This is a genomic window from Cobetia sp. 14N.309.X.WAT.E.A4 (genome assembly GCF_030397495.1).
Lineage (GTDB): Bacteria > Pseudomonadota > Gammaproteobacteria > Pseudomonadales > Halomonadaceae > Cobetia > Cobetia marina.
The window spans coordinates 714504-728785 of the sequence record NZ_JAPNXT010000001.1 but is presented as its reverse complement, the minus strand read 5'-3'; the positions used below and the strand labels follow the sequence as shown (position 1 = coordinate 728785).

At 55.3% G+C, this 14282-nt stretch carries 10 protein-coding genes; 6 read left to right on the top strand and 4 right to left on the bottom strand.

Features of this window, described 5'->3' with window-relative positions:
- The first annotated feature begins 90 nt into the window (after nucleotides 1-90).
- From OW493_RS03095 to OW493_RS03070, 6 genes are all read left to right on the top strand, one after another.
- Entirely contained in the window at nucleotides 91-1038 is a 948-nt protein-coding gene (locus OW493_RS03095; protein WP_289863202.1) for a site-specific integrase, read from the top strand.
- A 364-nt stretch (nucleotides 1039-1402) separates the two neighbouring features.
- The gene (locus tag OW493_RS03090; RefSeq protein WP_289863201.1) at nucleotides 1403-2227 is read left to right on the top strand and encodes a hypothetical protein; all 825 of its coding nucleotides are present in this window, start codon (nucleotides 1403-1405) and stop codon (nucleotides 2225-2227) included.
- 26 nt (nucleotides 2228-2253) lie between these two features.
- A complete protein-coding gene (locus OW493_RS03085; RefSeq protein WP_289863200.1) occupies nucleotides 2254-4851 on the top strand; it encodes a hypothetical protein in 2598 nt (865 codons plus the stop codon).
- The gene (locus tag OW493_RS03080; RefSeq protein WP_289863199.1) at nucleotides 4848-7460 is read left to right on the top strand and encodes a site-specific integrase; all 2613 of its coding nucleotides are present in this window, start codon (nucleotides 4848-4850) and stop codon (nucleotides 7458-7460) included. Before OW493_RS03085 ends, OW493_RS03080 begins: the two co-directional genes overlap by 4 nt.
- A 446-nt stretch (nucleotides 7461-7906) precedes the next feature.
- Complete coding sequence (locus OW493_RS03075) at nucleotides 7907-8149, top strand: helix-turn-helix domain-containing protein (protein ID WP_213115137.1); 243 nt, start codon at nucleotides 7907-7909, stop codon at nucleotides 8147-8149.
- The gene (locus OW493_RS03070; protein ID WP_289863198.1) at nucleotides 8146-9438 is read left to right on the top strand and encodes a type II toxin-antitoxin system HipA family toxin; all 1293 of its coding nucleotides are present in this window, start codon (nucleotides 8146-8148) and stop codon (nucleotides 9436-9438) included. The genes OW493_RS03075 and OW493_RS03070 overlap by 4 nt, the downstream gene beginning before the upstream one ends.
- Nucleotides 9439-9497: 59 nt before the next feature.
- Here the strand turns inward: OW493_RS03070 and OW493_RS03065 are convergent, their stop codons facing one another.
- The 4 genes from OW493_RS03065 to OW493_RS03050 form a co-directional block, all read right to left on the bottom strand.
- The gene (locus tag OW493_RS03065) at nucleotides 9498-10235 is read right to left on the bottom strand and encodes an NERD domain-containing protein (protein ID WP_289863197.1); all 738 of its coding nucleotides are present in this window, start codon (nucleotides 10233-10235) and stop codon (nucleotides 9498-9500) included.
- Between the two features lie 288 nt (nucleotides 10236-10523).
- Nucleotides 10524-10865, bottom strand: a complete 342-nt coding sequence (locus OW493_RS03060) for a DUF427 domain-containing protein (protein WP_289863196.1) — start codon at nucleotides 10863-10865, stop codon at nucleotides 10524-10526.
- 91 nt (nucleotides 10866-10956) lie between these two features.
- Nucleotides 10957-12276 carry an ergothioneine biosynthesis protein EgtB gene (gene egtB, locus OW493_RS03055; protein ID WP_289863195.1) on the bottom strand — a complete coding sequence of 440 codons (1320 nt, stop codon included), beginning with the start codon at nucleotides 12274-12276 and terminating at the stop codon, nucleotides 10957-10959.
- Nucleotides 12277-12419: 143 nt separating this feature from the next.
- A complete protein-coding gene (locus OW493_RS03050) occupies nucleotides 12420-13415 on the bottom strand; it encodes an ion transporter (protein ID WP_289863194.1) in 996 nt (331 codons plus the stop codon).
- Between the last annotated feature and the right edge of the window lie 867 nt (nucleotides 13416-14282).

Sequence of the window (14282 nt, the reverse complement as noted above, 5' to 3'; positions counted from 1 at the left end):
ATTCCAACTTTTCGACATCGATGGAGATCCCTCATGGTGTCCAGACCACCGACAGGCATTCACCCGCCTCAAAGACGAAGACATCAGGCAATGCAAGTGATCCCCTATCAGGGAAACCAGGACTCTCTGCCGGGACTTTGCCTGACGGTCTCGGCACGAAAGCTGATCATGGCAAGCCTTGCACCGAGTACCATCCGAGCCTTCCAAAGCGACATACGGATGTTTCTCAGACGTGGCGGTATCCTCCCCAGCACCGACACGGAGATTGCCAACTATCTCACCCGGTGTTTCGAGGACGGCTATAAACCGAATACGCTCAAACGGCAGCTGTGCTCGTTACGGCGTTGGCACCTTGTCATGAATTGCCCCACCCTGGGCAATGAGCAAATGATCAAGGGGGTCATGCGCGGCTGTGCACGCCTCAATGAAGTGCCGGTGAAACGTGCACCAGCCTTGATGAGAGACGATCTGCATCAGCTGCTGAATAGCCTGGATTTGAGCGAGTTACGAGATCTACGCGATGCCGCCATGTTTTGCCTGACGTTCTATGGAGCATTTCGTTACAGCGAAGTCCTCAATCTTCGTGTCGAGCACCTCACATGGGATACACGAGGCGTGCTGGTCAGGCTCGCCCGCAGCAAGACCAATCAAGAAGGACGACATGAAGTCAAAGCTATTCACCATGCGGATACCTCGCTCCCCTACTGCCCCGTCAATCTCCTGTATCGCTGGCTGGAAGCCGCCCATATCCAAAGAGGTGCGGTATTTCGCAGCGTCTCGCTGGGCGGCAGGCCGGGAGGCTCGAAACTCTCTCGGACTGCATTTCAGAATGCCTTGGTCAGAGGTCTTGAGCGGTCAAACCTGGCCTCACGCGGATTCAGCACACATAGCATGCGTGCTGGCCTGATCACTGAAGCTCATCTACGGGGGAAGAGCCTGGAGCAGATTCAACGCGTGACAGGTCACAGACATCTCAGCACCTTGACGGAGTACATTCGGGTCGCAGACCCCTTCGAAAACAGCGCCAATGACTTTTGATAAACATGAGCAGTGCATTACCGTTCAATAAACGATGAATTGAAAAAAGCGATCAGATGCAAAGCCATAATAAGAAATTACTACCAATATTGACGCCAAAAAGCCCTAATGCTCGCGAAACGGTCGATTTTGACGGTTAACTGATGCAGTAGATTCTTGCCACTTGAGTTATGCTATTAGTACACACTGAATCAGCTTGAATATATTAGGAGGCGGCACTCCCAGAGATATCGTTCTACAGGTCAGGTGCATCACTCGACTGATTATCACTACTCAAAGTTACCCGCGTTTCCTAGACATGAACTCGACGAATGATTCTCTCATACGTCTCGGCCCCCCTTTGCCTATCGTTGGAGTCATCAATATGCCAGATGCTATCTATACACCGTCACTGGTGAAAATCAGCGCTGACAAGACGCTTGTCATCCATCAGCGAGTACTCGAGGTGGACACCGCCGAGCTTATGAACGAGGAGCATGCTTTTCGACCATCGGTCGCGACAGAAAGCCTGCCCCTAGCGCCTGTCCGCTTCCGTAGCAACGTCCAGTCGACTCACACTTCCGAGGAGTTCGTGAATTTTCATGTCATCAATGCCATCGTATCCACGCAGAAAGTACCCGTCTCACAAAGTGTATTTTGTATCGAGATCGATATCGGCAAGCTCAACGAAGATGAAGTCCAGGTGGTGAGATTCTATTACCAGGTGCTACAGCCTCTGCTCGAGCTTGGCTGGGAATGGATCAATATCCACAACCTACATACCACTGGCGATTTCAACATGAACGATAAAAAAATATGGAACTATATACTCAGAAACTTCATTAGTGATAAAAGATTACAATACGCATGGAGCAATGTAGTCACTCAACAAAACTTGCCAATAACACACAAGCAAATCTCATCAATGTTCAAGCATCGCTATTCCATTGACTCGATTAGAAAGTTTATGAACACAATAATGGATAGCGCTAATAAAAGTCAAAATAATGCATCTAAAGATAGAAATATAGCAAACGGCGCCACTGTCGCTAAAACAAGTAAGAAGAACACCCATAGCAAAAGAAAAGATAATAGGAAGCAGGAATCAGATACCAACAAGCAAAGCAATATAAAAGAAAAAAGCAAGTACTCGAACAATAAGAGGGAAAACGACTCAGATTCGCAAATTGATTGGCTTTATGAGCTTTGATTGACTGATAAACAGGAGGCTTTCACGTGAGTGAACACCAACTACCTGACCAAATATTGGCTAATTACGACCTCAATGCGATCGGGTCCCGCTGGCCCCTTGTACCGGAGTGGCTCAAGAGGAGCCTCCCACCCTTGATTGCCTCAGAATATCGCCTCAGTGCTCGCCTCTTTGCCGCCGATTACTCGGAGCCAGACCTTGTGCCCCAAGTAGAAGAGTTTCTAGAAAGCCAATTTTTTATGGAAGATGAGTCACATCGAAATCATAGAATGTCTCACTGCCTTCATTACACGGTGAACTACCGATTTACATCGCTCACTGATCCTCGCGTAAGCAGTATCCGAAAGCTGCTTAGACTGATTTTTTGTCAGCCTCGTCGTACTGTAAGACGTGGCTCTGCCATCAAATATTACACCCAGATACTTGAGCTTAGAAAGACGCTTAAGCGGCTACTTAACTGGGGCGACCTGGATGATATTCAAAACAGTTTCCCCAGACCCATTTCCCCTACCCTGGGAGAGCAGTTAGTTCCTCCTCCGGAGCATTTTTCCGATGCTGATTTGGAGCTGCTCGAACAGTTTCTTCATGCCTATGATACAGCAACTGATCGTCCATCGGAGCATCCCAACCATCTGCGCAATAAGAAAGCGACACGCGCTTTGCTTGACGAAATTTATCAGTCGAGCCAGCTCACTCGTAGCCCAATAAGAAAACAGCATAGAGCTCGCAATGAAAATCAAAAAAGACGTCAACATGTCGATACCATTCTTCGTGATTCGCCACTTTGGGCCAGTGACAAATCTTACAAAATTCATGCTGAATATACCGACTATCGCTCCCTTGACAGGTCAATCCAAGCACTTGACCATGCCTTAATAGAGGATGATGAAGAGCTCACGGATGACAATGAACATCAGAATGAATCATCATCTAATGATCTGAACCAAAGCAGTATCTCACCCCTCGACCCAGTGAAAGAGCTATTCCATAACACGCTGCTTTCACAAGGCGATCAGGCGCTTCACCTTGAGAGCGTACAGCTCTTGCAACAGGCCCGCAGTCTCAAGACATCTGCAGACATCAGCCTACGCCCACAAGAAGAGGTTCTAGCAGCTTTACGTATCTTCCAACCACCGAAAGATGAGGAATTTCTCATAGAATCTGAGAGTGCCATTGCAAACCGACAAGCCTTGGCATTTCTTAGCATTCTACTTTGCAGTGGAATAGCACCTGAGCGCTTGCTGCAGACGACGGTAATCTCCCGATCCCCCAAGCTGCCCCTCAATAGCGACAGCAATCGTGAGTGGATCATCTGCCAGACGCTGGATCAAATTCCCAGCTGGTCACCGGAGGAGGGGCTACTCCACTACTCTGTCAACAAGGCACCTACCGAAACCATCATCACGTTGCCCTTGCCCAACGCTCTCAATCACTCACTCATGGCCGAAAAGGTATGGCTCCCCGGCGCCCAGCCTTTCAAAGCACTGAAATCAATAATCGAGAAAAAACTCAAGCGCTGGGGGGATAACCGTCCCGGAAGTACTCTGACGTTGAGACGCGTGTCCGCCAGTCATCATCATTGGGTGATACCTGCCTGTGAAGATGAAGTGATCGCGACCTGGTTGCGAGGCGAGCTCCCGCTTTCGCTCTCTGCCCCGGCAACGTATCGAACGATACCTCTGCACAAGATTCAGAAGGCTTTTCTCTCGGCTCAAGCTGCGCTTGGCCTATTCCCTTTGTTAGAAGAAGACTGTCGTACACCTCGCGAAGATCACACCGTGGGATCCACAAAAGCCCAGGAGCCGAGCTATTTCAAACGGCCGCTTTTTTTGCTGACGCAACTTACCAAAAATCACGCCATGCTGGTTACCTCATTGATTACCTCACAAGGGAATCGTAGTAGCGACTTACGGGCAGTCGGCGAAGCCATTGCCCGGCAAGGTCAGATACTGGGAGCGCTGACCTTACTTGCATGGCAGCTCTGCACCTTGGCTCGCCCAATTGGATCCAAAACCCAATGTGAGCAGCTGGAAAATACGCTCTGGCTACGCGACAAGGATTCGGCTCGGGCACAGGAAAGCCGCCAAATTCCACTTGTCCCTGCCCTTGGCGCATTGCTCCGGCTTCAGCATGAGTGGCGGGAGGAATGGCAACGATGGTGGAAACGCCACGGTGGCAAAGCAGACTTTCTTAGGCATGAACAAGTCGCCTACCCCGTTCAATGGAAGTTCAGTGCCTCGACAATGATGTTGACGCAGCAACGCATGCAGCATGCTGACTGGCGACAGTGGCTCAAGGATCTTCCAACATTCATGCCTTCGCCTTTGGCAACTGAATTGAGCCAGTGGGGCCACCAGCCTTCCAATATCACGCGCCACAGCATGCTCACCGCGCTCCAATCGCGACTTTCTCACGCTGAATTTAGCGCACTCGCTGGGCACACCACCCAGGGGCACTCACTCCAATCCCCGGCCAGTGATCGGAGCCTGATTCAATCGGCGACACGAAGCGCACTAACCGATATCGCCAGACTATGCGGCTTGACACCGGATCTGCTTCACAGAGACGACCTCCCATGGCCCATTGAGCACGCCGGACCAGCCATTCAAGGAGATAGAGGATGAGCGCTGTTACCCCCATTGACCTTCGGAAGAAAACCGATGTACCTGCCCAGGCCACGCACCAAGAGCTTACAACTCCGAAGCTGTCTCCGATCGAGCTTTCGAAAACACTGGGTAGGATATTCCGTCGCTGGGATGATCCAGGTCATCGCCTTTTCTCCTCTTCTGAAGAGCTCAGACATTTCCGCAAGAATGTCGCACGCTACGCTTGGCGACGGCATAAGAAAAAGGTAACCAGGGCACAAGCCAGAGCGCAAAGTGCGTCCTCCACCAAGCCGTCTCGCGCTCGGCACAATATCACACGCTTGAACCAGCGAGATGTACAAGCCTTGATTCGCAACGCCATCCAGCTTGCCAAGGAAGCTGAACTCGACTTCAGCTCCCGAAAGGCAACCAAAGAAGTCGCGCTTGTACTGACTCACCTCAACCGAGAGCCTGACTTCGAAGCTACGATTCCGACCAGTATCAAACGCCCGGTCAGACCCTCATCCGCGGCTACCTCATCACGGGATATCAAGGTTCAGCAACGGGTGCTGGATTCGGTACGCGCCCTGCAGAGCATTCCCGCCAACCAATGTACGCCAGAGCAGTCTCTTCTCTTCCTGGCCCTGAGCATGGGTACCCTGCTAGGGATGGAGGAAGAAGTGATTCGCCATACTTTGCTGAACTTGAGCCCAGAGCATCTGCCACGCCTGAACACCAAGCGCGGCCCCCACCATTGGTTCATCGGCTGTCTGCCAGGGCTATCTCGAACACATCCAGCCCATTACCGGCTAAAAATCCCGAATCATCTCAGGAGGCTACTCAGGGCTTGCCGTCAGTCCCATGCCCCATCACCAGCCCCCTCCTCCCAGCGAGCAGATGCATGGTGGTTCTCCTCGGATGCTACGCTGGATCTGAACAGTCCATTAGAAGCACGAGCCGCCCATCTGGATCAGCTCTTGGTCACCGGTCTGTCACAGCTACTAGATAGCCAGGCACCACGCAGGACTGGTTCCTCCGCTTCGCTGAAGCGTGTTCGATCATTGCTTCGTCATGCCTTTCGGTGCACGACATTGTTGGGCCCTGCGCCCATCTGGTCACAGCTGCTTCGGCGCTATCCCCTGCCGGTGTGTAGCTGGCGTTCTCCTTGGCAGCATGACGAAAGCCTCTTTTTATCGGCGGCATCCCTCCCTACCTCCGGTACGTCAAGCGCTTCCGGCGCCATGGATGTCTCTGAACCGGAAGACATCGAGACCGATCTTCACACCCCTGAACTTCTTATGGGAGGAGGCGACAGGAGCAACGAATCGTCACCATCTACCTCTTCCCGATACCGGCAGGATCAACTATCAACAGACTGGTATGTGAAAGCAGGCAACCAGCTATATGCGTATATCACCGAACTGGAGCATGAAGGTCTGATAACCCCCAAAGGGGAATCTGCGATCCAGCGGCATGACGCCATTACGTCTCGCTACGCGAAGAAGCTGATACACATGCTGGGCGAAGACAGCTACCCACTCTGGATACTGCTATGGCTGTCTTATCAATCGAGCACTCAAGGCAACAAAGCCAGCACGCTCAGGACTTACCTGAGTCGACTGACGCCCACCTCCTTGATGATGTTGCCCGATATCCCATGGTTGACGCTCTGGGATGGAGAACTGATGGAGGCGATCAGCGAACAGCTACCGACTCAGAAAGGCTGGGACACTTCGACGTCCCACAACTTCTTCCAGACGTTCAATCAGTTCATCAGCTTCTGCCAAGGTAACGATCGATTAACGGGTATTCCCCCCGTGCAGGGTGAGGGAGGTCGCTTCATCAGTACATTGCGTACACATCTGATCATGCCGCACGAGGCGGAACATCTGACCCGGGCGCTCTCTCGAAGACGGAGTGGATTGCGGCGCAGCTGGCTGATCGCCTTCCTCCTTGGCTACTACGGGGGCCTGCGAGCTGGAGAAGTCATGGCATTGACACTGCATGACGTCATCATCAATCAGCCGGGAGATAACGGCCCCACCTACTGTTACGTAGAAATCCATGCTGGGAAGACCGCAAATGCTCGTCGCAGCGTTCCTCTTCACCTTCTGATATCTCCAGAACTGATGACGCTGGTGAAAGAATGGATTGATAGGCGCCGAGAGTCCTTTGCTGGTCAGCATCGTTTGAAGAACATTGCCTTGCTGGGGCCAGAAAGCTCTCCGCTGGGCTATTCAAGAGAGAGCTTGCTGACCCCGCTCATGGCATGGGCCCGGCAGTCTCTCCGAGGTGCACTCACGCCCGGAATGAAGCTGGAGGACATCCACTTCGATTTTCACCTCTTGAGGCACAACGCGATCTCGTGGCTCGTACTTCGCCTCTACAGCGACGACTACCCTCAGCTCCTGGATCGTCTTTCCTCCGCCTGCCGAGGGCATTGGTCCTTCACTCCCCCAGCCCTGGCGAACTGCCGCCGAGCGGTCTACGACGTACTGGAAAAAGATGCCAAGGCACGAGGTCACCGTCTCGAGTTACTCGCCAAGTTGATCGGGCACCGCAACTCTCAAACACTGACACATCACTACACGCACGTGCTGGGTGAGATACATGGTGAGGTACTTCTGGAGCTGATGAAGCGACGCTGAAGGCGAAGGCCGCATACTCGCATACTGGCTGTCGCCTATCGAAGCCGAAGCGCAGGTGGACGGCGGGCTAGAGATAGCCCAACCCCGATGCATCACCCTCCATCATTTGCGGTGTTGCACTTCAGAGTCCACCTGCGCCATCTCACGCCCGGCGGTCGGGATGAATCAGGAGGTGCAGTGGGCCGTCCGAGTCTGTACACACGGATGGAGCATTAGCAGTTCATGCGTGGTGCGATGATCTCCTTGATACTTTGACAACCTGATCGCCCTCAATTGTCCTGAGAGGGAAAAATTGCAGCACTTGCAACCCGCACACCAACTATTTTCCCTATAGGGAAAAATTAAGGCCTACTCCGGTATACCTAACTAATTATCCCTATAGGGAAATTTTTAAGTATACTAAATTGTTTGCAACAACCCGCTTTCTTATCGTGAAAGGTCTTAGCATGCCTCTATCGCTAGCAGTTCCCATTCATGATGCCGCAACGCTTGGCAAGTTGATTCGCCGCTCTCGCAAGCAGCAAGGGCTAAATCTTGAAACCCTCGCAGGTCTTTGCGGGTTGAGCATTCGCTTTCTGAGTGAGTTGGAAAACGGCCGTGACAGCTGCGGGTTGGGTCGCATATTGATCGTACTTGATACGCTAGGCATCGAGCTGTCCGCTGTTCCACCGGAGGGATCCGAATCATGATATTGCCGGATTCGTTGAACGTATGGCGCGACACGCAGCATGTAGGGACGTTGTGGCGCGGCACGGATGGCCGACTGATGGGCTTCGAATACAACGATACCTGGCGACAGAACGGGCATGCCATTTCGTACAGCTTGCCACTAAGCCAAAAGGCTTGGCAGCCCCAAGACCTTCTGGCGCATCACTGGTTCGCAAATTTGCTGCCTGAAGAGCAAGCCCGGGCGGCGCTGATCAAGCGCCTGGGTATACCAGACGACGACTTCTCGCTACTGGCGACCATCGGCGGCGATTGTGCTGGTGCGCTGACGATCCTTCCGAGCGATCACATGCCGCCGTCAAGCGCCCTACCGTCATCCCTCGATGACAACTACCGCGAGTTGCCGCTCGATCGACTTGCGCAATGGGCAGGTGCTCGCGAGCGGTATGCCCTGATGAACGAAGGAGCTCTGGCCAAACGCCCTCGTCTCTCGCTGGCCGGCGCGCAGGACAAGATTCCTGTGCGACTGTGGAACGATACACTCTACTTACCTATCGGAATCGAACCCTCTACCCATATTCTGAAATTTGCCGTCGAAGGGCGTGAGCAAGTCATTCTGAATGAGCTGTATCTGAACAATCTGGCACGCTTGGGGGGGATAGCCTGCCCGAGGACCACGATGGTCTATGCCGGCCGACATCCTTACTTGATGGTCGAACGCTACGACCGCTTGGGTATTGAAAGCGGACACGTCGAGCGTTTGCATCAGGAGGATCTGTGTCAGGCCATGGGCGTGTCGCGGAATCAGAAATACCAGGCTTACGGTGGGCCACGTTTCGGAGAAATCGTGCAAACAGTCCGCGAAGCCTGCCGACCCTCAGCGGCATCCATTCAGCAGCTGCTTCGCTGGCAAATATTCAATGTGCTGGTTGGCAACAGTGACGGCCATGCCAAGAACGTGTCTTTGTTACAGGACTCCCGAGGTCGTTGGCAGATCGCCCCAGCCTATGACCTCGTTGGCACCATAGTGCTCGGTTACGATTCAGACATGGCCTTCTCCCTCGGCGGGGAGTTCAATTCGATGCAGCTGCTACCGCGCGATTGGCAGACCTTTTCGGATGAGTGCCGATTCAGTTATCCGTTTGTGAAGCGCCAAATTCAACAGATGGTTACCACGCTCGCTGATCTATCCGACTCAGTCATCCTCAAGGAGCAGCTACAGCAAGCCGGTCTCGAAGGCAAAGGCTGGACGAGGTTGCAGCAGCAACGTCAACACATTCAAAAGCAGTGCCGCCGTGCCGAGCGATGGTAGTGCCTGTCAGCGAAATTCAAGTTTGGATGTTGCCTCGTTCGGAGCCGTGAAGGCAGTCATCACACCGTCTGTGTAGCACGACACTCCGGATAGGCCGAGCATCCCCAGAACTGCTGGCCCTCGCGCACACCGGATTTGACAGTGCGCAGCACCATCCGGCTGCCGCATTTCGGGCATTCACGTCTCGCCTGTGGATCATTGCGCTGCTTGAGATGCTGTACATGGGCACGCTGCGTCGCCCGAGTCGGTACCAGACGCCCTGTCAGCAACGCCTCATGCATGGCCTCGACCTGCGCCTCGCTGAAGACGGGGGTCTTGAACGACTGTACGAAGGGAACGAAGTCAGTGCCGCGCGTCACGTTGGACGGCATCTCACCTTTGAGCCTGGCCCTGCCGATGAAGATGATCACCGAATGCAGGTGCTCGAATGGCACGCCAAGCGTCGTCTCCAGCGCCTTGAGGTGCCGGTAGTTCTGGCGTAGCGGGTTCTGGAAGCTGAACGACTGGCGAGGAAACTGTTGGGTCCAGTGCGCCTCGTGCTCACTGCCGAAGATCCAGCCTTTCATGTTCTTGGTTTCCAGCACGAAGCAGCCGAAACGCGATAGCAGCACATGATCGATCTGGGTGGTGCCGTTCGCGGTCTTGAGGGTGACATTGTGCAAGGCCCGATAGCCCTGCTTGCCGAGTCGGCGCGCCATCCAGCGCACTCGCCACTCGCCGATGCGGCCTTTCATGCGGGGGGACTTGAGGTAACGACTGATGCAGGAGGCCAGCACGAGGCATAGCAGTACACTCATCACTGGCGCAATGTTCGAAGGGACAACCACTGTCTTGACTCCTGGTGCAGCCTGTACGGAAAGGAATCAAGCGAGGTGATTCGTCCAACCGGAGTACTGAGTCTGGATAAGGGAAAGATAAGGCTGCACCGCACCCGATGGCTGAGCGCGGTGCAGCAAACTGCAGGATTCTAACTATCTGACAAACGCCAAGCCACTGTTCTCTATCGGTTTATCTCTGAAGCAGAGCGCGGTGGGACCTTATGCGCCGACAAGAGAATCACGTTGGCCGCGATTCATTCACCTGAATCACTCCATCTCCAACGTGACCTTGTCAGCATCGAACGCCAATCGCCCGGCGATCACCTGCATATCCTCGATAGGCTGGTCGTAACTCCAGGCGATATCAGGAAGATCGGGCAAGGAGTAATAGGTGCTGTCGCCCTTGAAGGGGCAATGGGTGACGGTGTGAGAGACCGAGAGCTTCGCCATCGCCACATCGTCGCGCGGCAAGTAGAGCCTCGGCGGATAGCCCTTCTCGCGCAATTCCAGCGCGTCGCCAGTGTCGGCGATCACTGTCTCACCGACCAGGATTCGCACCCGCGAGGATAGCGGGTGCAAGGTAATACGCGGTTCGGGATTGTCGGCCATGAACACTCCTTTACGGGTTGGAAGATAGAAGCGGCAGATGAAAGCAGCAGATGAAGGTGCTCGGAGGCGCGTCATGCAGGGCGTCAGCCCATCATGCCCCACTGTCCCTGGCGAGCCGGAAGCCGGAGAATGCCCAGCGCGCCTCGGGCGGGAAGAAGTTGCGATAGGTCGCGCGGATGTGGTCTGCCGGCGTGGCACAGCAGCCTCCGCGCAGCACCATCTGACCGGACATGAACTTGCCGTTGTACTCTCCCAGGCTGCCCAGCAACTTGCGAAAGCCCGGATACGGACGATAGGCGCTGCCCGTCCACTCCCAGACATCGCCGAACATCTGACCCAGCATGCCGTCGGCTTTCGCGGCGGCGACTGGTTGCAGATGATCCTGATCGACAAAGTTACCCGTCAGGGGGACATCCTGAGCGACTGTCTCCCACTCGGCTTCAGTCGGCAGACGCGCGCCCGCCCACTGGGCGTAGGCGTCGGCCTCGAAGAAGCTGACGTGGCAGACCGGCGCGCTCAGATCCACCGGCACCAGGCCGCCGAGGGTGTAGTGATGCCAAACGCCGTCACGCTCGACCCAGTAAAGCGGTGCCCGCCAACCTTCCGCCTTGACCGTCGCCCAGCCATCCGCCAGCCAGTGCTCGGGAGTGGCGTATCCGCCGTCATGCATGAAGGCAAGAAACTCGCCGTTGGTCACTGGACGATCCGCCATTTGGAACGCTTCGACAAACTGACGGTGGCGGCCCATCTCGTTGTCGTAGGCGAAGCCGCCTCTAGAGGCATCATGGCCGATCTCGCGAATCCCGGCTGGATAGGCCAGCCAGCCCAGCGGCGGCACCTCCTGCTCAGGTGTCGGTGCCAAGCCAGGCGCCAGGTCATCCCGATAGGCCGGACACAGCGGGTTCTGCGCCAGGATGTGCTTGATGTCCATCAACAGCAGCTCCTGATGCTGCTGCTCATGCGGTAGGCCCAACTCCAGGCGACGCAAAATCTCCGGCAGATGTTCCTCAGGCGGATTCTCCAGCAGCGCTTGCATGGCCTTATCGACGTGTGCGCGATAACGATAGACATCGTCGACGGTCGGGCGCGAGATTGCGCCACGCTCGGCGCGCGGGAACGGCACGCCATGGGTCTCGTAGTAGGAGTTGAAGAGGTGATCATAGGCGGGATCGAGCGCCTGATAGCCGGGCTGAAACGGCTTCAGGATGAAGGCCTCGAAAAACCAGCTGACATGGGCGATGTGCCACTTGGGCGGGCTGACATCCGCCATGCTCTGCACCATGTAGTCTTCCTTGTGCAGCGGCGCACAGATCGCCTCGGTAGCAGCTCGCACTCGCTGGTAGGTACGTAGCCACGCCTTCGCCTGCGCAAGGTCGTGAGTATCGCTCAAGGGTTGCGGTGCATATGACATCGAGACGTCCTTTTGGGTGTTGCAAATCCATTGCCGAGATACTGATGTCGGGAGGTCGTGGCCGACTTTCAAGGGCTGCCCCGCGCACAGAGTTGTCATGCACGCTGGCCAGTCGCGATATGGCTATGCAGGCACACCTGGCTTCACTCGTATTTCTTCTGCCAGCTCTTCACGGCGATGCGCTCCTTGAGTAGCTCCAACATGTCGATCAGCACCTGCTCGGTGATCTGCTCCGTCCTGGGATCAGTGCGCGACCAGGCATCGAAACCACTCTCTGCCAGGTGCCCCACCAATGCCGAGAACTCCTTGGAGCGCAGGCCGACCAGTGCTTCATCGACAAGGTGACACGCCAGATCCGACAGCGAACTTTCGAGCCCTTTCGTCAGCTGGGTGCCCATGGGCAGGCGTGACACCCGCTGGAGCTCCGGGCTCTCGGCCAGGGTGCGACTGACCAGCCCTCGCACATAGCGCAGGGTATCGTCGCGGTTCTGGGTATAGATATCCCCCGCCATGGTCTCGAGGCGCTGACTGATCTCCTGGATCAAGGCCTGCTTGCGAGGCTCCACGACGCGCTCGATCACCGAGGATGAGAGGTTATCGCTGTCGCGCAACTGCTGCTGCACGTTATCGAGCATGCGCAGGGAGATACGATCCGTCAGCTCCTCCAGCAGGATATCGAGATACTTGGCCGCCACGCCGTAGAGGTACCAGCGGCGAACATCGATCAAGCCCAGGCGTTGCAGACGGAACAGCAGCGAGACCACACGCAACACACGCAACAGGCGGAATCCGCTCAGCGGGATACACCCCAGCACGTCATACCAGTGTACGAAGGGATAGAAGAACCAGCGGTGGTAGCGCCGCTCCGCGATGGCCAGTGCCCACCCCGCCAGCACATCGAGCAGGAAGACGGCGACGAACGCTAGGTCGATGGAGAGGAAATTGGCGTGGATATTCTGCTCATAGGCCGCATGCAACCCGGGTGTCACAGCCTCGAAGGCCGTGTTCAGCGGGGAAATCAGGTAGAGGCTATCGAACAGCAGCAATGCCAGATTGGCGATCACGAGCACGATGATGAATAGATCCCACCACAGATGTATCCGCTCCCTGGCGGACGAGGGCGTGCGGGTGGCTGGCATGACAACTCCTTGCGGGCTCTCGTGTTGACTCTTCCGACCCAATTGGCATCGGTACACTTTCAGCCTAGCGTATGAGATGTTACACGGAACGAGCGACCCCACAGCCGGATGTTCAGCGGTATGGTGTCCATATTGTGCCAACTAAGCTGGCAGTTCTTGGAACTTACGAATAACTGATCGATCTTGACTAGGTGTATGCTCTGCTACTTGGTCTTGTATTACAGTTTTGCAATCAAGGCGTGCCAAGATGCGCCGCCGATGTGCTTGGCAAGCCCGCCTACCGTAAGCGCCAACACCGGTCGCCTTCAGGCCGGCGAGGATCCTCAGTAGGGGCTTCTTGCCGCAGCCGGATCCGCTCCAACTGGGTGAAGAACTCGCAGGCACAGATGGTTAGACTTACGCCATCTAGGGCCATAGTGGCATACCCTAAGCGCCTATGCAGGCCCTACATATCAATCGAGGACGCTTGGCGGCGCGTCTCGCTCCTAGTGAAATTCTCGGCGGCAAGATCACTGCCCGGCCGGTCAGCGATATCCACTGCCGTGGTATCGCTCATGAAGTCGTCTCATTACTACGTCGGCAGCGCCCGCTATTCACGACGACTCTCTCGGATTCATGACGCGTAGAGGCCCCCAGAGTGAAAATCGCTCCTCACCAGAACTCGCACTGAACTCAGGTGGTAGTAAAAGGATTTTTTCTAGGGGCAGGACCCAAGCTACAAGGGCCTGAGGCGCAACCCGGCAGAAAAACCCGCCTTCCGGCGGGCGTACGGCGGACGAGCGAGGTGCGGATTTCGTCGCTCGTCGCGATGCGCCCCTTCATGAGAGGGGGGCCTGCCGACGGCCTGTGGTATGGCCTCCAGTCGAC

Bases quoted from the DNA above. Each gene is read 5' to 3' on its own strand.
- OW493_RS03075 (WP_213115137.1), top strand. From the start codon at position 7,907: ATGCCTCTATCGCTAGCAGTTCCCATTCATGATGCCGCAACGCTTGGC.
- OW493_RS03095 (WP_289863202.1), top strand. From the start codon at position 91: ATGCAAGTGATCCCCTATCAGGGAAACCAGGACTCTCTGCCGGGACTT.
- OW493_RS03080 (WP_289863199.1), top strand. From the start codon at position 4,848: ATGAGCGCTGTTACCCCCATTGACCTTCGGAAGAAAACCGATGTACCT.
- OW493_RS03060 (WP_289863196.1), bottom strand. From the start codon at position 10,865: ATGGCCGACAATCCCGAACCGCGTATTACCTTGCACCCGCTATCCTCG.
- OW493_RS03065 (WP_289863197.1), bottom strand. From the start codon at position 10,235: ATGAGTGTACTGCTATGCCTCGTGCTGGCCTCCTGCATCAGTCGTTAC.
- egtB (WP_289863195.1), bottom strand. From the start codon at position 12,276: ATGTCATATGCACCGCAACCCTTGAGCGATACTCACGACCTTGCGCAG.
- OW493_RS03050 (WP_289863194.1), bottom strand. From the start codon at position 13,415: ATGCCAGCCACCCGCACGCCCTCGTCCGCCAGGGAGCGGATACATCTG.
- OW493_RS03090 (WP_289863201.1), top strand. From the start codon at position 1,403: ATGCCAGATGCTATCTATACACCGTCACTGGTGAAAATCAGCGCTGAC.
- OW493_RS03070 (WP_289863198.1), top strand. From the start codon at position 8,146: ATGATATTGCCGGATTCGTTGAACGTATGGCGCGACACGCAGCATGTA.